Raw genomic sequence first — 24,839 nt, 5'->3', positions numbered from 1 at the left:
ACCGTGATATTATATCTACATTTACTTAATTTTTCCATTTTTAATTTTAAAGACGGTAACTTCTAAAACAAAGAACTGGACTATTTCAATGAATATAGAAAACTATTTATCAGACATATTCGCTCAAGCATTTGAAAAGCTAGGGTACTCTCAAACTTTTGCTAAAGTTGTAACATCCACTCGTGAAGGCGTGGGCCACTTTCAATGCAATGGCGCTATGCCACTAGCTAAATTTGCTAAGAAAGCTCCTCTAATAATAGCCCAAGAAATAATAGAGCAAATTGATAGAGAAGATATTTTCTCTAAACTTGAAGTAGCTAAGCCTGGATTTATAAACATATCATTATCAGATAAATTTCTGGCTAGTACAACTGACAAATTTCTCAACTCACCTAAATTTGGCGTACAAACTAATGCCCAATCAAAAAAAGTAGTTTTAGACTTTGGAGGTCCAAACGTAGCCAAGCCAATGCACGTTGGACATATTAGATCAGCACTTTTAGGGGACGCGCTACAAAGAATACACAGATTCTATAATGATAATGTAATATCAGATGTTCACCTTGGTGACTGGGGCACACAGATGGGCATGCTAATAGAAGAAATAAAATTAGAATCCCCAGAGCTTGTATATTTTGATGAGAACTATAGCGGTGAGTATCCAAAAAGCTCTCCTGTAACAGTTCATGAACTTGCGGAAATATATCCTAGAGCATCAAGAAGATGCAAATCAGATATAACTGAAATGGATAAAGCAAGACAAGCAACTTTTGAACTTCAACAAGGCCGTAAAGGCTACGTAGCTCTATGGCAGCATTTCGTGAAAATATCTATAGAAGCTATTAAAAAAGATTTTGATAGTTTAGATGTCCATTTTGACTTATGGCTTGGTGAAAGTGATGCGAACAAGTTCGTAGATGAAATGATTGACTATTTTAAAACGAATAATTTCATATATGAAGATGAAGGTGCATGGGTCATTGACACCAATAAGGAAGGAGTTCCTCCTCTTATAGTTATCAAAAAAGATGGTGGTGTGATGTACGGCACAACAGACCTTGCAACACTGTGGCAGCGTGCTAAAGATTTAAATCCCGATGAAATAATTTATGTGGTAGATAAAAGACAGTCCCTTCACTTTAAGCAAGTATTTAGTGTTGCTAAGAGAACAAAAGTCGTTAATGAAGAATGTAAACTTAAACACGTTGCATTTGGTACAGTAAATGGTAAGGATGGTCGTCCATTTAAAACACGTGAAGGTGGCGTAATGCACCTTTCAGATCTAATATCTCAAGCAAAAGAGTATGCTCGCAAAAGAATGCCTGAGGAGAAGGATGAAAATATTATTAATCAAGTAGCTATGGCAACCATTAAGTTTGGTGATTTGGTTAACAACTACTCTAATGACTATATTTTTGATTTAGAAAAATTCGCCCAATATGAAGGCAAAACAGGTCCATACTTACTATATACAACCGTTAGAGCAAAAGCTATTTTGAGAAAGATCTTCGGCGAGAGCTACAACATTAATACTTTAGCTAAAGAATATAGAATAGCAAAAGCAGCTAATGAACATGAAGAAAAACTGCAACTACAATTAATACAATTCCCTATTGCAATATCTCGTGCTTATGAAAACTCCCAACCTCATCATATTTGTGAATATGCATATTCTCTAGCCAATAGCTTTAATAAGTTTTACGTAAACTGCCCTATAATGAATATTGAAGATGAGCAATTAAAAAAATCAAGAATAGCATTATGTATGGCAACAATAAAAGCCATGACTACAGCAGCAGATTTGTTGGGAATCTCTATTCCTGAAAGAATGTAGAGATAAATATCACTTCATGCTCATTAACCCTAACCTCAATCTCTACTATCAAATTAATTAGAAATAATTGGAAACCAACTTATGTTAAAAATCTTTGAACAGCCTAAGGCTTTTTATACTATCTTTATGTTAGAGATATGGGAGCGATTTGGCTATCAGGCTTTAGTTGCCATTTTAGTTGTTTATTTACAACGTGGTAGCATTCAATTAAGTGAAAGTTCGGCTATTGCGACCTATGCTGCATTTGCAGCACTAGTATATGCTTTTATAGTATTAGGCGGCTATATTGGGGATGCAATTCTCGGGGCGAAAAGAACCATTGTTCTGGGACTTATTGTCTTGTTAAGTGGTTATGTACTTCTAACGATTGGGGATAAGGAGTCAACACTATGGGGGCTTTCTTTTATATGTGTTGGTACAGGTTTATTTAAGTCAAACCCTACAAGCCTGCTATCAAAATGTTATGAAAAAAGTGACTCCGGACAAATCAGCAATGCTTTCACTCTTTTTTATATGGCTATAAATTTAGGCTCACTACTTGGTAGCTTAGCAATTCCAACGATTGCAAAACATTATGGTTACTCTGCGAGTTTTGTAGTTATCTCTATAGCTTTAATTTTTGCTATAGCTACTTTTGTAGGCTTTGGTTTCACGATGAAGCATATCTCTACTCACGCAGGTGCCAAAAAGCTTAAATTAAGTTATTTATTTTGGGTAATAATAGGAATAATTGCTATGATATATATAGTCAAAGCTCTACTTGCGTATCTATTCTTAGCAAAATTAATAGTCATTTTGAGCTTTATTGCTTGTCTACTTATCTATATATCTAGCATTTTTATACAAAAAGGATGGATACTTCTATAAGATGATGCTTGCGCTGATACTAATGTGTGAGGCTATAGTATATAAGATATCATATATACAGATGGCATCATCTATAAACTTATTTACTATCAAAAATACAGATCATTCAATTTTAGGATTTATAATAGCTCCGGAGACATTCCAAGCACTTAATCCTTTCTGGATATTTGTTTTAAGTCCAACCTTAGCGATGTACTATGTACACTCTAATAACACGAAGTTTAGCTTAAATGTATATAGTAAATTCTCTACTGGGTTACTTGTAATAGGTCTATCTTTCATACTACTTTATATTTCTAAATTTACAGCTCATAGTGGTGTAATCTCATCATACTGGCTATTTGGTAGTTATGCACTTCAAGCACTAGGAGAATTGCTAATATCCGCGATTGGACTATCAATGTTTAGTAGACTTGCTCCAGCTAAAGTTAATGGCTTTATGATTGGAGTTTGGTGGGTATTCTTGGCATTTGCTTCGATTTTGGGTGGATTAGTTGCTCAATTAACTGCGATAAGTAAGCAACAAGTATCTTCAGAAACCCTCACTCTATCTCTAAATACCTATACCAGCCTTTTCTTAATGATTGGAATTGCTATAGTAATTGTTTCATTTATATCTTTTGGTCTTTCGCCATTTAAAAAGAAACTTATTAATCAATAAATTTCACAAACTTTAACCAAATAGCTCAAATAAACACTAATATTTATCTAATATTATTAGCTATAGATTTTCACTACAAAAGGCCTAATTTATCGAAGCCTATATTACTCAATGCTCCATACAAAATTACTGCCACAGAATTTGATAAGTTCAAACTACGACTGTTTTCATGCATTGGAATCTTGAGCTGAGTTTGTTCAAGCATTCTTAAAACTTCGGCTGGCAAACCTCTTGTTTCTGGACCAAAAAGTAAAATATCATCACTATCAAAATCTACTTGATGATAGTACTGCTTCGCTTTTGTTGTACACGCCCAAATCTTATTTTCTTTATTTTTCTGATAAAACTCATCAAAATTTTTATAAATCTTAAGATCTGCAAATTCATGATAGTCAAGACCAGCTCTTCTAAGTTGCTTATCTTCTAACTTAAATCCTAATGGCTCAATCAGGTGTAATTTAGCACCTACATTTGCACATAATCTAATTATATTGCCAGTGTTGGGTGGAATTTCAGGTTCATATAATGCAATATTTATCATTTCTATATATCTATATCATTGTTTAAAAAGTTATTGAATTCTTCTTGCTTAGCTTTTTTTGCTGCTTTTTTATTTAAATGATATTTTTCTGCTCGTGCTATAAAATCCTTGTTCATGATTTTTTTCAGATACTCAGGATCAAGCAAGAATGGTTTATTAGGTGTTTTTTGTCTTTTCATAGCTTCTGGAATTCTAACAGAATATAAGACCAAGATGTCATCATCATTTTCTATAACTACTAAATTAGCTTCAAGGTTATACTGTTGATTAACTAAATGATATTCCTTATGGTTATCAATATCTATCTGCTTCACAGGCCTAACTTCATAGTTTATCTTCACAGCTTTTTTAATAGATTTTTTATTTGTTTCCTTCATATACTTTAAAAGCTTTTGCTTATACTTTAAGATCTTATTCTCAGCGGTTATCATCTTAGGTAGCACATTATCAAGGAAATATTTTGTTTCATCTTCATCTAATGCAAAGCATGTTCCAGACTCTTCAGATTTGTAGAAACAGCCTTTAGTATCAACAAACATATATAAATTTTGAGTTTTATCATAGTATATGTGATATTCACTTAAAGACTTCGGATGACCTAAATAAACGAACTCGTCACTGGACATCGTTGAACACGAGTACAAAGCTAGACCCAGAATTACTATAAAAATCAAACTAATCTTTTTTTTCATTATCAAATAGATCCAGAAAAGACTTATAAATTAAATTTTATAGAATTTTTTAAAATATTTATAGTACTAAAAATAAGTTATTGAATTAAGTGAAGCCTATTAGGAATAGCTACTATTACTTTTTACCCTTATTAGGATTATGTCTATATAACACCAGGATATTCCCTATAATTTGCACAATCTCAGATTTTGTAGCTTTAACAATCTCCGCTGCAATTTCTTGCTTTTCTTCTTTCGGTAAACGTCCTGCCTTTACTTTAATTAACTCATGTGATGCTAGAGCCAAATCTATTTCTAACATTACATTCTCAGTAAGCCCCTTTTCCCCCATTAGGACAACGGGCTTTAATGAGTGTGCTTGAGCTTTTAATTTTTGTTGTTGTTTAACATCCATTTTATTTCACCTATTTTATAATTTCTAATATTAAATTTTCTATAACCAATTCTTTATCAACATTCTTGAAGTTTGCAAAATAACCTTTTGCTTCCAATGATTTATAATAAAGCTTATATATGTAATCATCTGTAAACTTAGCTGAGAGGTATTTTATAACTGCCAATTTATCGTAATTAGCAATACTAGCTTGCTCATCGAGATTATAATTATAAGCATCAATTATTACACTCGTTAACCAATATAAAACATCTCTAAAATGTGGATTAACCTCTTTCAAAAACACATTAAGGTTTGTTTGCTTAACCAAAACCTTCATTAGATTATTTCTAAGAGTCCAAAAATGTTGTTCAAGCTTGATTTTAGCTACAATATTCACATCATCACGAGCCATCAATAATGATTTCTCAACTGCTTCTTGAGACATATCAAATGTATACTTTAAATAGTTATATTTATCTTTTTGGCTAAATTTAATGTCATAAACTAAAGATCTACTTTTAACTGTAGGCAAAATATCAGTATAATTTTTGGTAAACATCAAAAAGAATGTGTCTATTGAAGGCTCTTCTAATGTTTTTAATAAAGCATTAGCTGCAGACTCATTTAAGAAGTCAAGTTCTTCGATTATAATTATTTTACATAAATTATTATGCGCAGTTAACTCACAGTTTTTGGTTATCTTTTTTATTTCTGAAACTTTAATTTCATCATTCTCTATAGCAGCTATACTTATATAAGGAGATTCTTTATAGTCTACAACCTTCTGACCCACCAATAGCTGGCACAAGGAACTTACAAAACCATCTAGTAACACAGCATCTTTAACTCTAAAAATAAAAGCATGATGAAACATTTTCTTAGTTTTTTGTTCAAAAAAACTATCAAGAAGTTGTTGATGAATATCTAAAGATAACACTTTCGTCCTATATTATTTTACGTGCATACAAAAAACTTGTAATAGTTTTTTTAATCATAGCAAGCTTAGATTTTATTAGTCCTTTATCCTTTTTCCTAACATAACTGACTTCAAAAACAGAATAATGATTGTTTAATAACTCAATCAAATAATCATCATAAGTTCTAATCTCATCAACTAGCCCTAAACCTAAAGCATCTTTACCAAACCAATACTCTCCAGTAGCTACTTCTTGTATATTCAAACTCGGACGATATGCCAAGATATGCTTTTTAAATAGTTCGTGAATATTTTCCAAATCTTGTTTAAATTTCTTACGCCCTTCCTCTGTATTTTCACCAACAGTTGTAAGCGTACGTTTGAACTCACCTGACGTGTGCATTTCAACATTAATACCATTTTTCTCAAGTAACTCTCTGACATTAGGAACTGTCCCAACAACACCAATTGAGCCCACTATTGCAAAAGGTGCAGCAATAATCTTATTAGCAACAGCTGACATCATATAGCCACCACTAGCAGCAACTTGATCAATACAAACTGTCAAAGTTATTCCTGCTTGTCTAATACGCTCCAACTGAGCCGCAGCAAAACCATAGCCATTAACAACACCACCAGGGCTGTCAATTCTTACCACAACCTCATCTTCAGGTTTCGCAACTGCCAAAATTGCTGTTACTTCGTTGCGTAAATTTTCAACCTGAGATGCGTGAACATCTCCCTTAAAACTGATAACAAACTTTCTTTGTTCTGGCTTTTCTTGCTTATCAATTTTCTTCTGCTCTTTAACAAACTTTTTATATTCTTTTTTATCAAGAATAGTTCCTAAAATCTGCTCTTTAGTAGATCTATACTCATCGCCTATTTTATTTATCTCAAGCTTGCCTTTGGCTAACTTTGCAACCTCTTGCTTTGCCTTGGCAAGTAAAGAAAAAAAGCTACCTACAACAAAAGTAATAGCTATTACAACCAAGATTGTACTCAAAGCAAAAAATACAAAATCTATAAAACCTTGATACCACATAATTATTATATCCTATCGATGAGCTCTTAGAGTCTTTAGCAAAGACTCTCCAGCCCCACCTTTTAAATTGGCTTTTTTGACAGAATCTCTTGCAAAAACACGCTTCTTATAATTAAAAATTGACCCATACTCTTCATCAATTACAAAACCCTCTGCTTCTAAACAAATAATTAAAGCAGCTATGTAACAGTCAGCAAGTGTAAAACCTGAGGATATGAAATAGTCAGAATCCGAAAAAGCTTTTTCCATAGCTAATAAACTCTCTTTAAGATCTTTAAAAATTGCTTTCAACTTAGCTTTATTTTCTTTATTTTTTCTGATTTCATCAAGTACTGGATACCACTCATTGTCAATTTTGTCTAAAGAAAGGCGTATCTTAATACGATCATTAACAACACTTGGCAGTAGACTTGGAGCCGGAAATCTCTCATCTATGTATATCAATAATGCTTTTCTATTATTTATACTATAGTCTTTTTCCATCAAAACAGGAAAAATACCATTTGGAGAAACTTTTTTCACAACCTTTGGTTCCAAATCTCCTGCCTCAACAATATCCATTGCCATTTTCTTTTCTGCTAGAGCTATTCTTGCTCTCAAAGAATATGGACAATATTTTGTAGTATATAATGTAACTTTCATCAAATATGCCTTTTTATGGATTAAAACAATTACTCTTGTTTGCTATAATTGTCAGATAATAAAAACTTAGTATGAAATTTTACCATATTTGTGGATAACTACAACATAGACAAGCAAGGCTTTTTATTAGACTTTGACAGTTGGGATGTCAATTTTTGCGCTAAAATGGCTAATGATGAAAACATATCATTAACAGATGAGCATATGCTAGTCATCAACTTCTTACGCGACTTTTATCAACAAAATAAGAAGTCTCCGGCTATAAGAGAACTTGTAAAGGCCCTAAAAGAAAAATATGGAGAAAAAATAGGCAATAGTTTGTACTTACAGATACTATTTCCTGTATCGCCTGCTGTACAAGCTGCAAAACTAGCAGGACTTCCAAAACCTAAAAGATGTATTTAAATATTCAAAGGAGTGAATAATGACAAAAATTTTATGCAAAAAATATAATGAAGAACTAGATGCCATCCCATTTCAACCACTACCTGGTGAACTTGGTAAAAAAATACATGCTGAGATTTCAAATAAAGCATGGCAGGCTTGGTTAGCTCATCAAACAATTTTGATCAACGAATATCGTTTAAACTTAATGGATTCAAAAGCTAAGGAATTTCTCAAAGACGAAATGCAAAAATTCTTATTTGAAAACAAAGAGGATAAGCCAGAACAATTTAGCGAAATTTAAAACATTTCTCTTCAAAAGAGAATATTATTAGTTGTTACAACTATTTTCTTACTTTCTTATATATATATTTTGGATTGATAGTATCCGCCAAGAGTTTGTTTTCAAAGTCAACCCTTACTAGAATACCAAGTGTGAAGCACATAATAAGTAAACTACTACCACCGTAGCTTATAAGCGGTAAAGTAAGACCCTTTGTTGGTAACAAGCCGGTATTAACACCAATATTAACAAAAACCTGAAAACCAATCCAAAAACTTATCCCATAAGATAGAAATGCTTGATAATATCTTTTTAGCTCAAAAGCCATTTTTGCAATATTCATAGCCCTAAATACTATAAATAAATATACCATGAGTAAAATCATCAACCCTATAACACCTATCTCTTCAGCTATCACAGATGTTATAAAATCCGTATGTGCTTCAGGTAAGAAAAATTGCTTTTGAACTCCATTACCTAATCCGTCACCAAACCAACCGCCTCGACCAAAGCCTATAAGAGCCTGCACAAGCTGATAACCTGAACCATTCGCGTTTTCCCACGGATGAAGAAATCCTGTAATCCTATGCATTCGATATGGCGATATAATCACAAGCATAGTCGCCATGATAAGCATCGCTCCTATAAGTAGACCATACCAACGCACCTTATTACCAGACACAAACAACATTCCCATAACACATATTGAAATAACTACAGTTGATCCAAAATCAGGCTGCATAAGCAGCAAAACTGCAATACATCCTAGTAATGTAATAGGCGTAAGAATACCTTCTTTAAAATTAGTCATTTTAGGTAAATTTTCAGCTATATACCCAGAGAAAAAAATAATTGCTAAAAGCTTAGCTAACTCAGCAACTTGGATATTGATAATAATAAGAGGTATCCAACGTCTAGCCCCATTTACACTTTTACCTACACCTGGAACCAAAACAGCTACCAATACTATAAGCATTATAAAGAAAAAAGCATTATAGTTTTTCTCATAATTCTTAGTAGGTACCAACAGTGCCAATAAGAAAAGAAATATTGCAATAACTGCAAAAAATCCTTGTCTAATAGAATAAAAATATGGATTATTGTAATCATCTAACGCAACAACCATAGAAGCAGATGTAACCATTACCCAACCAAAAATTAGCAATCCTAACATTACAAAAACTATTGAAATATCTATTTCTAGCTTTGCTCTAACACGCTCTTTTTTTGTATTTTGACCACTTAATAAAAGCTTTAATCTATATAGCACTACATTTTCCCATTTTTTTATTTTAGCTTAGCAACTAATCTTTCGAATACATCACCACGCTCCGCATATCCACTAAACTCATCAAAGCTTGCACACGCTGGTGATAGAAGAATAGTATCACCATCCTGAGCTTTTTGATTAGCTGAGTCAAATGCATCTTTCATATCATTACAAATCTGATACTGATATAGGTCTTTAATATAACTCTCAATATACTTCTTATCTTGACCATATACACAAATGTATTTAACATACTTGTCTAAAGATTTTTTCATTAGGTTAAAATCACCACCTTTAGCAACACCGCCTAATAACAATATAATATTCTTAGAATTAGTAATACTATTTAGTGCAGCTATAGTAGCTCCAACATTTGTACCTTTTGAGTCGTTAATATAAGTAATACCGTTTGTTTTTTTGACAACTTCGCAACGATGCTTAAGCCCCTTAAACTTTTTAACTGAATTTACTACCTTAAATGCATCTATACCAAATCTATCAAAAATATTGAGAACAACTATAATATTCTCCAAATTATGTTCTCCGAAAAGATTTGTCTCATCTATATCTAACAACTTAGTCGCATTTTTATAGATAGAGCCTCTTACTATCTGATATTCACCGGCATACTTAAGACCATTGTTATGCACATCATAAACAAAAAAATCATTACTAAATTTTGCTAAATTTAGCTTCGACTGTTTATATTCTTCATAGTTATTATATCTATCTAAGTGATCAGGTGATACATTAATCACACACCCTAAATCAAACTCTACACTATTAAACAAATCTATTTGAAAACTCGAAACCTCAACCACACAGTAATCAAATCTCTCACCAATCTTATTGAGGGGTGGCGTACCAATATTACCAACAAGGATACTTTTATAGCCTAAGTCTCTTAAAACAAAATCAAGCATTGTGACGATAGTACTTTTCCCATTCGATCCTGTAACAGCTATCATTTTTGCCTTAGTGTTTCTAATTGATTGATAAAACAGATCAATATCACTAACTATTTTTTGTTTAAATTTAGATAAAACTCTATACGGCGACTTATTAAGTGGAATACCTGGACTTACAGTTATTAAATCATATTGTTCTAAATCACAATTTATAAAATCATTATCGTTCTGTGAGATATCAACTGAAAGATCAATAAAGTTAGCTAAAAAATCGCAAACAGACCTACCTGTAGAGCCATAACCAACCATAAGTAGTTTAGATATTTTTTTATCATCAAAATAGAAATTGAACATTACCTAACCTTAATAGCTATCAAACCGATTAAGAAAAGTATCAAAGAGAATATCCAAAAACGTATTACAACTTTTGTCTCAGGCCAGCCCATTAGTTCAAAATGGTGGTGGATAGGTGCCATTTTAAAAATTCTTTTACCATTTCTAAGCTTGTATGAGCCTACTTGCAGCATCACAGATAATGCTTCTATAACGAATAACAAACCCATAATAAAAAATATCAATTCTTGGCGAATCATCACAGCAATCACACCCAAAACAGCGCCTAACGTCAATGAGCCTACATCACCCATGAAGACCTCTGCTGGGTGCGAATTAAACCATAAAAATGCTAAGCCCGACCCACATAAAGCCGCACAAAAAACTGCCACCTCAACAAGTCCTTTATTGTCGATGTACGGGAAAAGTAAATAGTTAGCTAATATACTATTTGTTTCAATATAAGCATAAATACCTAATCCTGCAGCAACAAGAACTACAGGAACTATCGCTAAACCATCTAATCCATCAGTTAAATTTACAGCATTACTACTTCCATTAATAATGAAAAAGGTCAATACCACAAACAGAAAGATCCCCATAGGAATATATAGGTTCTTAGAAAAAGGTATTGAAAGACTCATTTGTCCACTTTTAGACAAAAGATAAAACAAAACTATAGCCAATATAACTGAGAAAACAGATTGTAAAGCAAATTTGTGCTTAGCCCTTAGTCCCTTTGGATGCTTAAGAACTAGTTTTAAGTAGTCATCAAAAAAACCAATAGCTCCAAAGAAGATAACTACTAAAATTAAAATCCATAGATATATGCTAGACAAATTCCCCCAAAGTAAAGCCGATATAATAACAGAAGAAAGAATTAAAACTCCACCCATAGTTGGTGTATTTCTCTTAGAAAAATGACTTTGTGGTCCATCATCTCTTACAACTTGGCCAATTTGCATTTTCTGCAACCATCTAATCATTGGCCTACCGAGAAAAAGCGTTATAAACAATGAAGTTATGGAAATCATTATAATTCTTACAGATACATAACTGCTAAAAACTTCTAGACCTTTATAGTAATGACTTAACCAATTAAAAAGATAAATTAACATATAATAAAAAATTTCAGTGTATTGGCGCTATTATAATCGATATATTATGTTTTTTATAGAGAGAAAATTAGTATCTATATACTTGGTTCAAATTTCTTGTATTTAAGAGCGAAATCATCATCTTCAAACTGCTCATAGTTTTTGATAAAACTCTTAATTAGAGATTTATATTGTTTCTTGTATGAAGATTGATCTTCCCATATATTTTTTAAATGCATAATTTCATCATTATCATAAATAGAAGTCAAAGCTTTAAAGTTAAAATATTTTTGTCGTTCAAACTTAAAACTGACATTTTCTGGCTCCGTCAAAAGATAGTTTACAATCGTTTTTGTTTCTTCGACAGGCACTCGTCTACCTGTTTTATAATCACCATCAATCCAACCAACATTAATCATATATATTTTAGCATCACTATGCTTCAAACGTTGACGTAGGATATTGGCATAACGAGTTGGCTTAAGTAATAAAAATGGTTGCGCATAACAACAAGAAAATTCGGGCTTAGGTTCAGTAACTCCAGCTTCAATGCCTGTAGAAGTACATGTATAACCTGACAAGAAATAATAAATTGCCTGACCTTTACTTAGTTTAGCTACTCGAGGCAGAACTCCTTTAGCATCTTTTACAAGAAAAATTATTTTACTTGGATTATTTGTATTTACTATATTTTCAAAATTTTCTCTCGGGAAAGTTACGTATGTGTTACTTTGTGACTTTGATTTCTCTCCAAAAATAATATTTTGACTGTCATCAAAATTAGGATTTTCAATTAATAAGTTACCTTGAAGAGCTTTCTTTATACGTCCATCATTTTTCTTAAAACTTGCTGATTTGATAGTTAAGCCAGACTCTAAACTATATATTCCTCGCATTTCAGTCCATGCTATAGCTTCATTAGCTACTAGTTTTTTATTATTATCTAGTGCCAAAGTTGTCTTACCACTCCCTGATAATCCAAAAAACATAGAGCTATTAGCTTCGTCATCAACACCAACTGCACAATAAAAAACACCAATATTATTCAAGGACAAATAATAACTCATAACAGATAACAACACTTTGTTAATCTCTGCCAAATACAACGTCCCAACAAGTATGCTTTCACGTTGTTTCAGATTTGTAGCGATAATTTTAGGTGAGTTTAAACCTATCTCAACATAATCACTAATCTCTGTCTCTGGAGAGTGCATAATTACCCATTGAGGCTCAAACTCATCTAATTGTTGCTGATTAGGAGCTATTGATATTAACTTAAAGAAATATGCTGCAGATGCTTGAGTTGTTATCAAACGAACAGCAATTGTATTTTTTTCATCATGGTTGTAATAACCTTCTACAACAAAAATGTCTTTCGTTGAAACATCCTCGTGAAACTTCTGTTTTATTAACTTCCAGCTTTTTCTTTTTAATCTTTTATTATCAGATCCATTCTCGTTCCACCATATATTCTTTTTAGCATACTTGGTCTCAACGATATACTTATCATCAGGAAGTCTGCCCTTAACATCTCCACTGTCAACGACTAGAGTTTTGCCTTCGCAGCCAACAAAACCACTATTCTCTTTGGCATGTTGAGCTAGTTCATCTAGTGATAAATTTCTGTGTACTTCCTTGATTGTATATAAGTATTTATTATCGTCTATGGTTGAAGGATCCATAATGAAAGTTCCTATGTTGCGAAGCATTTAGATTTTAACTGCAAATTATATCCAGTATATACTTTTTTTTCAAAAAAATATGTTATTGTTTTTGTAATAAAGTAAACTATTACTTAAATTTACTAAGTAGATAATTTCTTTGACAAAATGAATAATGAAACTAAAGCAAATAAAACTAATTTTATCAAAAATATAATCAAAAAAGATATTGGAACAAAGAGAGTCTCTAGTGTTCTAACACGCTTTCCTCCTGAGCCAAATGGTTATCTACATATTGGACATGCAAAATCTATATGCTTGAACTTCGGTGTAGCTGAGGAGTTTGAAGGTAAATGTAACCTAAGATTTGATGATACTAATCCTGATAAAGAAGATATCGAATATATCAATGCGATAAGAGAAGATGTCGAATGGTTGGGTTTTAGATGGCAAAATGAGCCTCGTTTCGCTTCAGAATACTTCGATAGAATGTATGAATTAGCTGTGCTACTCATAAAAAAAGGTAAAGCATATATCTGCGACCTATCAGCAGAAGAAGTACGTGAATATCGAGGCACACTAAAAGAAGCTGGTAAAAATAGTCCATATAGAGAACGTAGTGTAGATGAGAATCTCAAGCTTTTTGAAGCAATGAAAAAAGGTGAGTTTGCTGAAGGAAGTAAAACACTGCGTGCTAAGATAGATATGGCTTCTGGTAATATCAATCTTAGAGACCCTGCTCTATATAGAATAAAATTCTCACACCATCCAAAAACTGGAAATAAATGGTGTATATATCCAATGTATGCGTTTGCTCACCCACTGGAAGATGCCATAGAAGGTATTACTCACTCTCTGTGTACTTTAGAGTTTCAAGATCAAAGACCTTTTTATGACTGGGTTATCGAAGAAACTGAATTTCAACAAAGGCCTCAGCAAATAGAATTTTCAAGGCTAAACTTAAACTACACTATAACAAGTAAGAGAAAACTAAAATATCTTGTGGATAGCAATCTTGTCAATGATTGGGATGATCCACGTATGCCAACAATCAAAGGTTTTAGACGCAGAGGTTATACTCCAGAATCTATCCGTAATTTTTGTGACATGATAGGGATATCTAAGCAAGATTCAATAATAGATATATCTGTTTTAGAAGAATCTATTAGAAATGACCTTAACAAAAATGCTCTAAGAAAAAATGCAGTTTTAGATCCTATAAAAGTGAGTATTCAAGGCATGCCTCTTCATGAGTTAAATGTACCAAACCATCCACAAGACCCTGAGTTTGGTCGTCGAGATATAACTATATCTTCTGATATTTATATCGAAAGAGAAGACTTTGTTTTTGAACTAGAAAAAGGTATGAAAAAACTTAGTCCAAACGGTAGGGTACGACTTCTAAATGCTTATGTAATTGAATGTAAGGAAGTTATAACTAATGATGAAGGTAAAGTTACAGAACTAGTATGTTCTTATTTACCTGAAACTTTAGGCGGTAAAAAACCTGATGATGGTGTAAAACCAAATGGTATTGTTCACTGGGTTGATGCAAACAATTGTATTGATGCTGAAGTCAGAGTATATGACAGACTATTTAATCACGAGAACCCTGCAAGCTTCGATAATGTTGAAGATGTACTAAACCCTGATTCTCTAAAGATTATTAAAAATGCTAAAGTAGAAAAATCTCTAGAAAATATAAAACCTGAGCAACACTTTCAATTTAACAGAATTGGCTACTTCATATCTGACTCAAAAGATTGTAGTCATGAAAATTTAGTATTTAACAGAACTGTTACTCTTAGAAATACTTGGGAAACTAAATAAACTTAAACCATTTCTTCTTAAACCATGCTATGTGGCGTTCCTATTAACATACTTTCTAACCAAAACAATAAACAAAGAAGTTAATACAGCAATTACAACAAAAGTATCTAATGCATCTGAAATATTTGCTTTAGCAAGAACTACATTATTCTCTGGAACATAGAAATAGCTAGATAAGAGCCCACCTAACTTACCTCCAATGCCTAATGTAATGAGCCATATCCCCATATATAAAGCAACAAAGCCTTTAGGTGCAATTTTAGTCACCAATGATAAACCTATCGCAGAAATACATAACTCAGATATTCCTATGAAAAAATAGCCAATAATAAATGCAAATGGAGATACTTTATCTACTCCTGGAGTAGCATAGATAAAAATTTCTATTATAAGAAAACTTAAAATCATTATCACAAATGCCATATTAAACTTATCTATATCATTAGTCATAAGGTTTCTACGACCAAGATATATCCAGAGTTTACCCATAACAACCGCAAATAACAAAATTGTTACCGAAACCACACTTAATATCTGACTAGAATTCAATAAGTATTGTTTAACCGTATACTCGGTAAATAGTAGTAAACTTATAAACATCTGGAAATATAAAGCCCAGTAAATAATAGACAATCCGAAGAATATCATTGCCACAAAGACCTTGGTAAAACTACTCTTACGAACAGATATAAATAAGATAATTAGAGAAACGAATAAGGATCCCAATACAGAAAAGTTTGCAACCTCAGGAAACTGAAATATAAAAAATAACAAAGTTATATATACAAATAAAATTACAGTAACTTTTAAAATAACTGTCAAATTAATTGTGACATCTAGTAAATGTTTATCTATTATTTTATAGCCTACTGATAATAAAATAAGCATTCCAAGACTTACCACTAAACTACTGTAGAATGCTGCATCATAACCAAAATGATCTTTAAGAGACATCGCTAAGACTAATCCTAAAAAACCACCTAGATTAATCCCCATATAAAATACATTAAAACCAAAATCCCTTCTGGTATGATCGTAAGATGAACGATCATAAAATCTTCCAATAAATGCCGCCATATTAGATTTTATTAAGCCACTACTTATACATACCAGACTTAATCCTAGATATAGTGCAGCCTGACTTACTGTTGATGCTAAAAGAAAGAATCCTACTAACATAAGAAAGGAGCCGAGTAACCCCGACCTATAATACCCCAACAAACTTTCTGCAATATAGCCACCAACAATAGCTGAAATATAAATCATAGCCAATGTTGTTCCTACTAATGAGGCAGAAACCTCTTGAGAGATATTAAATTTTTCAATAAGAAAAAATATTAATAATGATTGAACCACATAATAACCATACCTTTCAGCAAACTCTGCCAAAGCGGTCAATGTTAAAACTTTTTTTTCTTCTGCAGCGTCATGAATATCGCGCTTATAAGTCCTCATGAAGTATTTGTTCTAAAATTAGCTATAATATATATGATAGCATATCGAGTATCATTAAGTTAAAATTAGAAATCAAAATATGAGTAAATTAAGACTATAAAAGCTACTCTAGCTCTAAAAGCTCTTCCCATAAAAGATACTTTCCTTCAAGATCAGTATTTAAAGTATCAAGTTTTTGCTGAATTTCATTTTGCTGTGTTTGTGACTTTTGATAAAAATCCAACTCTCCCATTTCCTGTTGAATCAAAGCAATATTCGCTTCTAGTTTTTCTATTTGACTTGGTAAATTACGTAACTGTTTTTTTTGCTCATAAGTTAATTTATTTTTTGACTGTGGAGCTTTGTTTGTCTCTTTGACTGGCTGCACAAGTTGCTTTCGTTGTGCTACCCAACTATCATAGCCACCAATATATTCTTGCAAATTACCATTCTCAAAAACTATAGTACTAGTTGCAACATTATTTATAAACTCTCTATCATGACTGACAATAATTACAGTTCCTTGATAGCTTATAAGCATTTCTTCAAGAATTTCTAGAGTTTCAATATCTAAATCATTGGTTGGCTCATCAAGTATAATAACATTACTAGGCTTTGATAAAATCTTAGCTAACAATAATCTATTTTTTTCGCCGCCTGATAAGTGTGTAATGGGAGAGTGTAATCTCTCTGGAGTGAACAAAAACTTTTGTAAATATGTAATTACGTGAGTTTCCTTACCATCTATATTAATAAAATCAGAACCTTCTTTAACGTTGTCAATTATACTCAAAGACTCATCTAGCTGATCCCTTAACTGATCAAAATATGCAATTTTAATATTATCAGCTAAAGTTACTGTACCTTGCGTAGGTTTATCCAATCCGAGCAGCAAATTTAAGAGGGTTGTTTTACCACAACCATTTTGACCAATAATTGCAATCTTATCACCCTTTTGAATTTCAGTGGAGAAATCTTTAAATAAAAAGTCACCTTCATACTCAAAGCCAATATTGTCTGCTTGAATAACCTTCTTGGAAGATTTATTAGCTTGAGCAACTTTGATATCAGCTTTTCCAATACTTTCTCTACGCTGCTGTCTATCACGACGCATTTGTTCTAGTGCTCTAACACGCCCTTCATTTCTGGTACGTCTTGCTTTGATACCTTGACGAATCCAAGCCTCTTCTTGAGCTAACTTTTTATCAAACTCGCTATTTGCTTTTTCTTGTGCATCTAGAATCTGCTCTTTCTTTTCAAGAAACCTCGTATAGTTACCATCAAATGAATATAAATGTCCCCTATCAAGTTCTATAATACTTTTAGCAACATTATTTAGAAACTTCCTGTCATGCGTAATAAAAAGTATCGCACCAGTAAAGCTTGCTAAGAATTCTTCAAGCCAGCTGATTGAGTCAATATCCAAATGGTTTGTTGGCTCATCTAATAAAAGTAAGTCTGGTTTTTTTATCAAAGCTCTTGCTAGAATAACTCTTCTTTTCATCCCCCCAGATAGATCTTTAAAAGAGGCAGCTGAATCAAGATTAAGTTTAGAAGCCAAAACTTCAACATCATTTAAGTATGACCATCCATGTTTTTCATCAATATAGCTATGTAAATTTTCAAGTTTAGTAGATTCAGGATCTAACACTAAAGTCTGCTGATATGCTATCAGATGCTCACCGAGCTCTCCTAAACCTTGTAATATGACTTCTGAAACACTTCCTCTGATATCACTAGGAACTTCTTGTATCATACTAGCAACAATAGCATTATTATGAACTATTATCTCACCACCATCTGGAATAACATTACCTTCAATAATTTTAAGTAGTGATGATTTGCCTGTACCATTTCGTCCAATTAAACAGATTCTTTGTCCTTTTATAACTTCTAAATTAACCTTATCAAGGACTATTTGAGTGCCGAAGTTTAAACTTACATTTTTAAGAGAGATTAGCTGCATTTAAGAAAAATAATCAAATTTAATTAATGCTGATTATTGTACCCTTTCACGCAAGATTTTGATAGAAAAGACAAAGATAATAGCAGCAATAAAATACATAAAGCCAGCAAATGTAATAGGTGAGCTTGGCGATATTGAGGATAAGTGTCCCATCATAATATCATTTAAAAACCATGCAAGACCAAAACCTGCACCAGCTGCCCCCATAGCTTTACCTTGCTCTTTATCAGATACTGACCCTGAAATCATTGAGAGAAGAGCTGTATAACATATAAGTTGAGAAGCCGATAAAACTATTGTCAACATCCATTGTGCAATTTCATTAAAGATAATTGATACCAGAATGAATCCGATACCACAAATAACGGCAGCTCTCACAAAAGCTACTTGATTTGATACTTTTGCAAAAATTTTTGGCTGTATCAAAATACTCGCTAATGCTGTAGCTAACCCCATCACTGCATAAAATGCTCCTATCATAGAAACATTATAACCATATGTTAGATTTAAGAATAGAGCTACTCCCTGCGCATAAAAGCCCCAGGCACACTGAATAAGAAGATATACAACTCCAACTAATCTCACACGTTTATCTGATAGTAGAAAAGATATAGTTTTATAGATCGTACCCAGTTGAATAACCAAACCTGGATTTTTTGGTAGATCTCTCTTCATGATAATAACTATAAATGTGATATTTACTAATGCTAAGACAGCAGCAAATACAAATGGTATTGTATGGCTTACTTCCATCACTGATACAAAACTAGTAATTACTGGACCAACAACAAAGCCTAAAGATGCCGCCATAGTTATGTAACCCAGATTTCGTGATCTATCTTCCTCCGTGGATACATCAATAACCGCAGCTTGAGCGATTTCAAAAGCTCCACCAGCTAAGCCACAAACAAATCTACTAGCTACAAATAATAAGTAATCATGTGAATATATCGCATACGCTGATAAAAGATAAGAAACACAAGTTGTTGATAAAGCCACAACTAATATTATCTTACGCCCATACTTATCAGATAGCTCACCTATTATTGGGCAACCAATCATCAGTCCTAGTGGCCAACAAGCCAAAGCTATAGAGTAATACCAATTTTGAAAATTACCACCTGGATCACCAAATGTGACACAAGATTGGCCAAAGAATAGCGAAGGCATAATTGGAAAAACAAGTCCTGCTCCCATAATATCTATAATAATTGTCGTGATAAGTATGGGAATTAAAATATTTTTAGAGTGTAAGTTCATAACTTCTATAACCTCGTAACAAGTACAAATAAAAGATTTTTTAATAAGAAAATTTAAGCGTATATACTACCGTAACAAGCTTATTTTATCAATGTTTAGAGATTTGCAAAATATAGTTATATTCTAAAGAAAGCTTTTTCAACGCATTAAGGAACATCTTTATATAGAATATAAAACTCTCATCCTTATCGTTCAGAACTTTAACATCTTTTAATAAAGGTAAAATATGTCTTTCAAAACGCAATAACTCCTTATAACTTATGCGCTTACGTTTCTTAATATCTTCTGACACATCAGTTAATGATTTCATAATATAACTCTTAAATTCTATAAAAGCTGGCTCCTTATCAAGATCTGCAATTGTTTGAGGATCAAAAGAAAACTCTATGTATTCATACATAACGATCATATATCTGTATAGTCTACGAATATATAAACTCATCTTTTCAAACTCATGCACTTTTTTTGCAGATTTTTCATACTTCAGCTCTTTAATAAGAGTAAGGTGTTTTGCAAATTCATGAAATATACTAACTCTAAGCTTTTTGTGAGAATGATTACGCTCAATAAACAGAATATCAAAAAAATCATGAATCTCTGAAATTGTTTTAATATAGCTTTCTTTAAGCCTTGTTTCTGCTCTAATTGGAAATATAAACCTATTTACAAATAATGAGATCGCTATACCCAAAGATATTTCAATAGCTCTATAGATAGCTACTTGAACACCCGGCTGTTTATTTAGAATAATAATTATAAGAGTAATTCCTGCTAATGTACCAGCATAGCTATATTTAGAAGCTCCTGCAAAGTAAACAGCTAAAAATATAAATGGTAGAATTAACACTACTTGTAAAATATGATTTTGGACTAAAGCTATAATAACTAAAGCCACTAACGCTCCAGCAACTGTCCCCAAAAATCTCATTAAAGCCTTATCTAGAGCTCCTCCTAAGTTAGGCTGAGTAGACATCACAACTACTACTGTAATTGTCATCCAAAGATACATTTGCTCTATATTAAAAAAATTTCCTAACAGAAGACCAAGTGTATAAGCAATCGCAACAGCTATTGTAGCTTTAAGAGCGTTTATCGCTGCATACTTATTACTATTTAAAAAAGCAAATTGCATTTAAATACCTTTAGTTTATAAATTAACTACTCAGCACTAGCTCTAAAAGATAACAAATCTACCTGAAATAAATACTCCTTTGTACTGTTATCACAGGCTTCTTTGCCTTACTGCTTCATATAATGCCACACCTGTAGCAACAGAAACATTTAAGCTAGAAACTTCTCCTAACATTGGTAATTTAGCAAGAAAATCACAACTAGCCTTTGTACGCTGACGCATACCACTACCTTCTGCACCTGCAACTATTGCTACAGAATCTGCCAAGTTCATCGAATATAAGCTATCATCTGCCTCGCCTGCTAAACCAATAATCCACACTCCTAATTGTTTGAGTTTTTCGATTGCTCTAGCAAGGTTAGTAACAACTACAATCTTTGTATGCTCTGCAGCACCGCAAGCAACTTTTTTGACCGTTGCATTGACTGGTGCACTATTATCTTTGGGAATAATTATAAAATCAATACCTGCCGAATGTGCACTACGTATACACGCACCAAAATTATGAGGATCTTGGACATTATCTAATATTAAAATAAAAGCATTTTTATGCTGAGGAATTAGATTTTCAATATCATTCTCAGAATATGTTTTAAAATCATTTATCTCTATGGCAAAGATATTTTGATGATTTGCATCTTTTCTGATTCGTCTAGGAAGTTGCTTAAAACTATCAATAAAAGTAACTTTCAAGCCTTTTGACTCAGCTTTAGAGATAATACTTTCAATCTTTTGACTAGCATTTGACTTCTTAAATACCAATATTTCTTTTGCTTGATTAGCTTCTACTAAACTATCAACAGCATGAATACCATAAATTAAACAGCTCATTTAGTCTCCAAAAACTTAACTAACTTCTCTCTTAATCCATCAAACGAGCCATTACTCATCATCACAAGCTGGATATTCCTGTCTTGGTACTTAGTTAATTCACTTATACGATTAACAAAATCATCAACACTAACTATAAAATCAACATTACTACTATTTTTAAGAACTTCTTTCGCATCCCATTTTAGTAAACTATGATTATACAACAACACTCTATCAGCTTCTATAATTGACATCGGCAAATTATCTTTATTATCACCTTGACGCATTGTGTTTGAGCGAGGATCTATAAGAGCTATTAAATAAGCTTCTTTATCTTTATTACGCACAGCTTCTAAAGTTAGCTTAATAGAAGTTGGGTGATGGGCAAAATCATCATACAAAGTAACATCATTCTGATGAGATAATACTTCCAACCGTCTTTTAACTCCTCTAAAGCTTTCTAAAGCATTTTTTATCACTTCATCGGATATGTTTAGTTGTTTTGCTACAGCATAGGCACTCATAGCATTAAGAGCATTATGCTGACCAATTAAGTCCCAAGATATTTCGACATTATTATCATTGAAATCACATAATTCAAATCTTGAATAATCTGCTACATGTTTAGCTATTTTGATTCCATTATCAGAATTTACTCTAACTACTTCTGACCAACATCCCATTGATATTATCTTTTGAATATTCTCATCTTTGTCATTACAAATAATCTTTGCTGTTGATGGCATTTTTCTGAGTAATTGATGGAATTGCCAAAATATTGCATCAATATCTTTGAAAATATCAGCATGATCAAACTCAATATTATTAATCACAAAAATACTTGGATCATAATGAATCAATTTTGAGCGTTTATCAAAAAAAGCCGTATCATATTCATCAGCCTCGATAACAAAATATTCTGAGTCTGTATAACGCGATGAAACTCCAAAATCACTACTAACCCCTCCAACCAAAAAACTAGGATTTAAGCCAGCCTGCTCTAGTATTTTGATAGTCATTGTAGTAGTTGTAGTTTTACCATGTGTACCAGCTATTGCAATAACTTTTTTATACTTAAGAATATTCTGATATAGCCATTGTGGCCCTGAAAAATAATTTAGCTTTTCTGCGAGAATTTTTTCTACTATTGGCATACCTCTTTTCATAATATTACCAATAATAATTTCATCAGGATTTGTATCTAGTTGATCACAATCAAATCCTTGTAGTATCTCTATACCTTGAGATTCAAGATAAGTACTCATTGGTGGATATACATTAAGGTCCGAACCTGTTACTTTATACCCCTTTTGTTTAGCTAATACCGCTAAAGAGCCCATAAAAGTACCGCAGATACCTAAAATATGAATATGTTTTGACATTAATTTTTTTTGAAACTAACTAGTAAAGTAGTTAAATTATATCAGCTTATTAAGTTTAAATATATTAATAGATCTTTTATCTTAAACTATAATTACTTGGTATTCCCAAAGTTATTATCTATAATTTATAACAAGTTTGAATATGTTAGGACATAATTTATGTTTATAGAGTTTGCCCTTAAGAATCAGGTACTTAAATTTGGTGAATTCACCCTTAAATCAGGACGTATTAGTCCATACTTCTTCAATGCTGGATTATTTAACACAGGTGATCAACTTGCCACACTTGCTGATTATTACGCTCAATTGATTATCAAAAGCGATGTGAAGTACGATATCCTTTTTGGTCCAGCATATAAAGGAATCCCTCTAGTTGCAGCTATTTCTACTGTATTAGCGCTGAAATACAACATAGATATGCCTTACGCTTTTGATCGTAAAGAAGCGAAAGATCATGGCGAAGGTGGAGTATTTGTTGGTGCTAATATGACTAATAAAAAAGTATTGCTCATAGATGATGTGATGACTGCTGGCACAGCATTTTATGAATCATACAACAAGCTAAAAACTATTAATGCTGAAATATCTGGTGTTGTACTATCGATAGATCGACAAGAAAAAGCTAAAGATAGCGATATTTCAGCGACTAAGAAAATATCTCAAGATTTCAATATTCCTGTTCTAGCAGTAACTAACTTTGAAAGTATTTTTGAGTATGTCAAAGAAAATCTTGATGAAACAATAATCGAAAAATTTAAACAATACCGTCAAAAATATGGCTCATAACAAAGATATTTATCTAATTTCGGATCTTCATCTGAATGCTAATCATGCTGAGATGGCCGATCTTTTTAAAAAGTTTCTAGATAGTATTACATCTACACAAAACCAGCTATTTATTCTTGGTGACTTTTTTGATTATTGGATCGGTGATAATCACAGAGATGACTTTTATCATAAAATCACAAATTGGCTAAAAGAAGCTTCAGATCAAGGTTTAGAAATATTTTTCATGTATGGAAATCGTGATTTCTTGATTGGTAGAAAATTTGCTAAACAAAGTGGCGTGACTCTTATTAAAGATCCGTATTATATAGATATATCTAATCAAAAAATACTCTTCTCGCATGGAGATCTATTTTGTACAGACGATAAGAGTTACCAAACTTATAGAAAATGGATTGCATATAATCCTATTCTAAGATTTATTTTTAGAAGATTACCTTTATTCATAAGAGAATATACAGCAAGAAATGTGCGAAAAGCAAGCTATGTAAAAAATCGTAAAAATCCGAATGTTGATGTAACGACCAAAGGTATCGAAAAATATCGTAACAACTGTGATATTATCATTCATGGTCATACGCACAAAATGGCTATACATATAGCGGATAACTATACTAGATATGTACTTGGCGACTGGTTCAAAGATGGTAACTATATAAAAATCTCAAATAATGGTGAAATCATTCAAGTTACTACATTAAATGGATACTAATTTAACTTCCGTGC

24 protein-coding genes are annotated in these 24,839 nt (G+C 32.3%); 8 read left to right on the top strand and 16 right to left on the bottom strand.

From position 1 onward, the window contains the following. Nucleotides 1–88 precede the first annotated feature (88 nt). The 3 genes from argS (at nucleotide 89) to F3D59_RS10070 (ending at nucleotide 3,362) form a co-directional block, all read left to right on the top strand. Nucleotides 89–1,834, top strand: a complete 1,746-nt coding sequence (argS, locus tag F3D59_RS03040) for an arginine--tRNA ligase (RefSeq protein WP_150463749.1) — start codon at nucleotides 89–91, stop codon at nucleotides 1,832–1,834. 81 nt (nucleotides 1,835–1,915) lie between these two features. After that, on the top strand, nucleotides 1,916–2,701 hold the full coding sequence (locus tag F3D59_RS10075) for an oligopeptide:H+ symporter (RefSeq protein WP_224721147.1): 786 nt from the start codon (nucleotides 1,916–1,918) through the stop codon (nucleotides 2,699–2,701). A gap of 1 nt (nucleotide 2,702) precedes the next feature. Further along, nucleotides 2,703–3,362 (top strand): hypothetical protein, encoded by a 660-nt coding sequence (locus F3D59_RS10070; protein WP_224721146.1) that lies wholly within the window; start codon nucleotides 2,703–2,705, stop codon nucleotides 3,360–3,362. A 73-nt stretch (nucleotides 3,363–3,435) separates the two neighbouring features. On the opposite strand, the gene trmL is transcribed toward F3D59_RS10070, so the two are convergent. The 6 genes from trmL to F3D59_RS03005 all read right to left on the bottom strand — a co-directional run bounded on the left by trmL (nucleotide 3,436) and on the right by F3D59_RS03005 (nucleotide 7,574). After that, nucleotides 3,436–3,903 (bottom strand): tRNA (uridine(34)/cytosine(34)/5-carboxymethylaminomethyluridine(34)-2'-O)-methyltransferase TrmL, encoded by a 468-nt coding sequence (gene trmL, locus F3D59_RS03030; protein ID WP_013923538.1) that lies wholly within the window; start codon nucleotides 3,901–3,903, stop codon nucleotides 3,436–3,438. 2 nt (nucleotides 3,904–3,905) lie between these two features. After that, nucleotides 3,906–4,595, bottom strand: a complete 690-nt coding sequence (locus F3D59_RS03025) for a hypothetical protein (protein WP_146421044.1) — start codon at nucleotides 4,593–4,595, stop codon at nucleotides 3,906–3,908. A gap of 115 nt (nucleotides 4,596–4,710) precedes the next feature. Continuing rightward, nucleotides 4,711–4,989 (bottom strand): ribosome assembly RNA-binding protein YhbY, encoded by a 279-nt coding sequence (gene yhbY, locus F3D59_RS03020; RefSeq protein WP_150463748.1) that lies wholly within the window; start codon nucleotides 4,987–4,989, stop codon nucleotides 4,711–4,713. Nucleotides 4,990–4,999: 10 nt separating this feature from the next. Then, entirely contained in the window at nucleotides 5,000–5,908 is a 909-nt protein-coding gene (locus F3D59_RS03015; protein ID WP_150463747.1) for a DNA polymerase III subunit delta' C-terminal domain-containing protein, read from the bottom strand. 7 nt (nucleotides 5,909–5,915) lie between these two features. Then, nucleotides 5,916–6,932, bottom strand: coding sequence for a protease SohB (gene sohB, locus F3D59_RS03010; protein WP_150463746.1), 1,017 nt, complete (start codon nucleotides 6,930–6,932; stop codon nucleotides 5,916–5,918). Between the two features lie 12 nt (nucleotides 6,933–6,944). Beyond that, the gene (locus tag F3D59_RS03005; RefSeq protein ID WP_150463745.1) at nucleotides 6,945–7,574 is read right to left on the bottom strand and encodes a glutathione S-transferase N-terminal domain-containing protein; all 630 of its coding nucleotides are present in this window, start codon (nucleotides 7,572–7,574) and stop codon (nucleotides 6,945–6,947) included. 90 nt (nucleotides 7,575–7,664) lie between these two features. Between F3D59_RS03005 and F3D59_RS03000 the strand changes: the two genes are divergently transcribed. Continuing rightward, nucleotides 7,665–7,979, top strand: coding sequence for a TusE/DsrC/DsvC family sulfur relay protein (locus tag F3D59_RS03000; protein ID WP_041263830.1), 315 nt, complete (start codon nucleotides 7,665–7,667; stop codon nucleotides 7,977–7,979). 19 nt (nucleotides 7,980–7,998) lie between these two features. Beyond that, entirely contained in the window at nucleotides 7,999–8,262 is a 264-nt protein-coding gene (locus tag F3D59_RS02995) for an oxidative damage protection protein (protein WP_013923545.1), read from the top strand. A gap of 40 nt (nucleotides 8,263–8,302) precedes the next feature. On the opposite strand, the gene ftsW is transcribed toward F3D59_RS02995, so the two are convergent. The 4 genes from ftsW to F3D59_RS02975 form a co-directional block, all read right to left on the bottom strand. Next, the gene (ftsW, locus tag F3D59_RS02990) at nucleotides 8,303–9,511 is read right to left on the bottom strand and encodes a putative lipid II flippase FtsW (protein WP_013923546.1); all 1,209 of its coding nucleotides are present in this window, start codon (nucleotides 9,509–9,511) and stop codon (nucleotides 8,303–8,305) included. 17 nt (nucleotides 9,512–9,528) lie between these two features. Continuing rightward, the gene (murD, locus tag F3D59_RS02985; protein WP_150463744.1) at nucleotides 9,529–10,773 is read right to left on the bottom strand and encodes a UDP-N-acetylmuramoyl-L-alanine--D-glutamate ligase; all 1,245 of its coding nucleotides are present in this window, start codon (nucleotides 10,771–10,773) and stop codon (nucleotides 9,529–9,531) included. After that, a complete protein-coding gene (mraY, locus tag F3D59_RS02980; RefSeq protein ID WP_150463743.1) occupies nucleotides 10,773–11,870 on the bottom strand; it encodes a phospho-N-acetylmuramoyl-pentapeptide-transferase in 1,098 nt (365 codons plus the stop codon). Before mraY ends, murD begins: the two co-directional genes overlap by 1 nt. A gap of 74 nt (nucleotides 11,871–11,944) precedes the next feature. Continuing rightward, a complete protein-coding gene (locus F3D59_RS02975; RefSeq protein WP_150463742.1) occupies nucleotides 11,945–13,531 on the bottom strand; it encodes a phosphoenolpyruvate carboxykinase (ATP) in 1,587 nt (528 codons plus the stop codon). A 147-nt stretch (nucleotides 13,532–13,678) separates the two neighbouring features. Here F3D59_RS02975 and F3D59_RS02970 point away from each other — a divergent pair, with 147 nt between their 5' ends. Beyond that, nucleotides 13,679–15,340: a glutamine--tRNA ligase/YqeY domain fusion protein gene (locus F3D59_RS02970; RefSeq protein WP_150463741.1), complete on the top strand. Its 1,662-nt coding sequence runs from the start codon at nucleotides 13,679–13,681 to the stop codon at nucleotides 15,338–15,340. Between the two features lie 27 nt (nucleotides 15,341–15,367). Here F3D59_RS02970 and F3D59_RS02965 read toward each other — a convergent pair whose 3' ends face one another. From F3D59_RS02965 to mpl, 6 genes are all read right to left on the bottom strand, one after another. Then, nucleotides 15,368–16,795, bottom strand: a complete 1,428-nt coding sequence (locus F3D59_RS02965; protein WP_150463740.1) for a peptide MFS transporter — start codon at nucleotides 16,793–16,795, stop codon at nucleotides 15,368–15,370. Between the two features lie 103 nt (nucleotides 16,796–16,898). Then, complete coding sequence (locus F3D59_RS02960; protein WP_150463739.1) at nucleotides 16,899–18,740, bottom strand: ATP-binding cassette domain-containing protein; 1,842 nt, start codon at nucleotides 18,738–18,740, stop codon at nucleotides 16,899–16,901. 33 nt (nucleotides 18,741–18,773) lie between these two features. Further along, nucleotides 18,774–20,000 (bottom strand): MFS transporter, encoded by a 1,227-nt coding sequence (locus F3D59_RS02955; protein ID WP_150463738.1) that lies wholly within the window; start codon nucleotides 19,998–20,000, stop codon nucleotides 18,774–18,776. Between the two features lie 88 nt (nucleotides 20,001–20,088). After that, nucleotides 20,089–21,132, bottom strand: coding sequence for an FUSC family protein (locus F3D59_RS02950; protein WP_150463737.1), 1,044 nt, complete (start codon nucleotides 21,130–21,132; stop codon nucleotides 20,089–20,091). A gap of 90 nt (nucleotides 21,133–21,222) precedes the next feature. Continuing rightward, complete coding sequence (gene rlmB, locus F3D59_RS02945; RefSeq protein ID WP_150463736.1) at nucleotides 21,223–21,963, bottom strand: 23S rRNA (guanosine(2251)-2'-O)-methyltransferase RlmB; 741 nt, start codon at nucleotides 21,961–21,963, stop codon at nucleotides 21,223–21,225. Next, the gene (mpl, locus tag F3D59_RS02940; RefSeq protein ID WP_150463735.1) at nucleotides 21,960–23,327 is read right to left on the bottom strand and encodes a UDP-N-acetylmuramate:L-alanyl-gamma-D-glutamyl-meso-diaminopimelate ligase; all 1,368 of its coding nucleotides are present in this window, start codon (nucleotides 23,325–23,327) and stop codon (nucleotides 21,960–21,962) included. Before mpl ends, rlmB begins: the two co-directional genes overlap by 4 nt. A 159-nt stretch (nucleotides 23,328–23,486) precedes the next feature. Here mpl and pyrE point away from each other — a divergent pair, with 159 nt between their 5' ends. Both pyrE and F3D59_RS02930 read left to right on the top strand, forming a co-directional pair. After that, nucleotides 23,487–24,113 carry an orotate phosphoribosyltransferase gene (pyrE, locus tag F3D59_RS02935; RefSeq protein WP_150463734.1) on the top strand — a complete coding sequence of 209 codons (627 nt, stop codon included), beginning with the start codon at nucleotides 23,487–23,489 and terminating at the stop codon, nucleotides 24,111–24,113. Further along, the gene (locus F3D59_RS02930; protein WP_150463733.1) at nucleotides 24,103–24,825 is read left to right on the top strand and encodes a UDP-2,3-diacylglucosamine diphosphatase; all 723 of its coding nucleotides are present in this window, start codon (nucleotides 24,103–24,105) and stop codon (nucleotides 24,823–24,825) included. The genes pyrE and F3D59_RS02930 overlap by 11 nt, the downstream gene beginning before the upstream one ends. The last annotated feature ends 14 nt before the right edge of the window (nucleotides 24,826–24,839 follow it).

Origin of the sequence: Francisella sp. XLW-1, from assembly GCF_008711455.1 — a bacterium.
Taxonomy (GTDB): domain Bacteria; phylum Pseudomonadota; class Gammaproteobacteria; order Francisellales; family Francisellaceae; genus Francisella; species Francisella salimarina.
The sequence above is the reverse complement of the archived record's forward strand: the minus strand, read 5'-3'. Positions and strand labels throughout refer to the sequence as shown.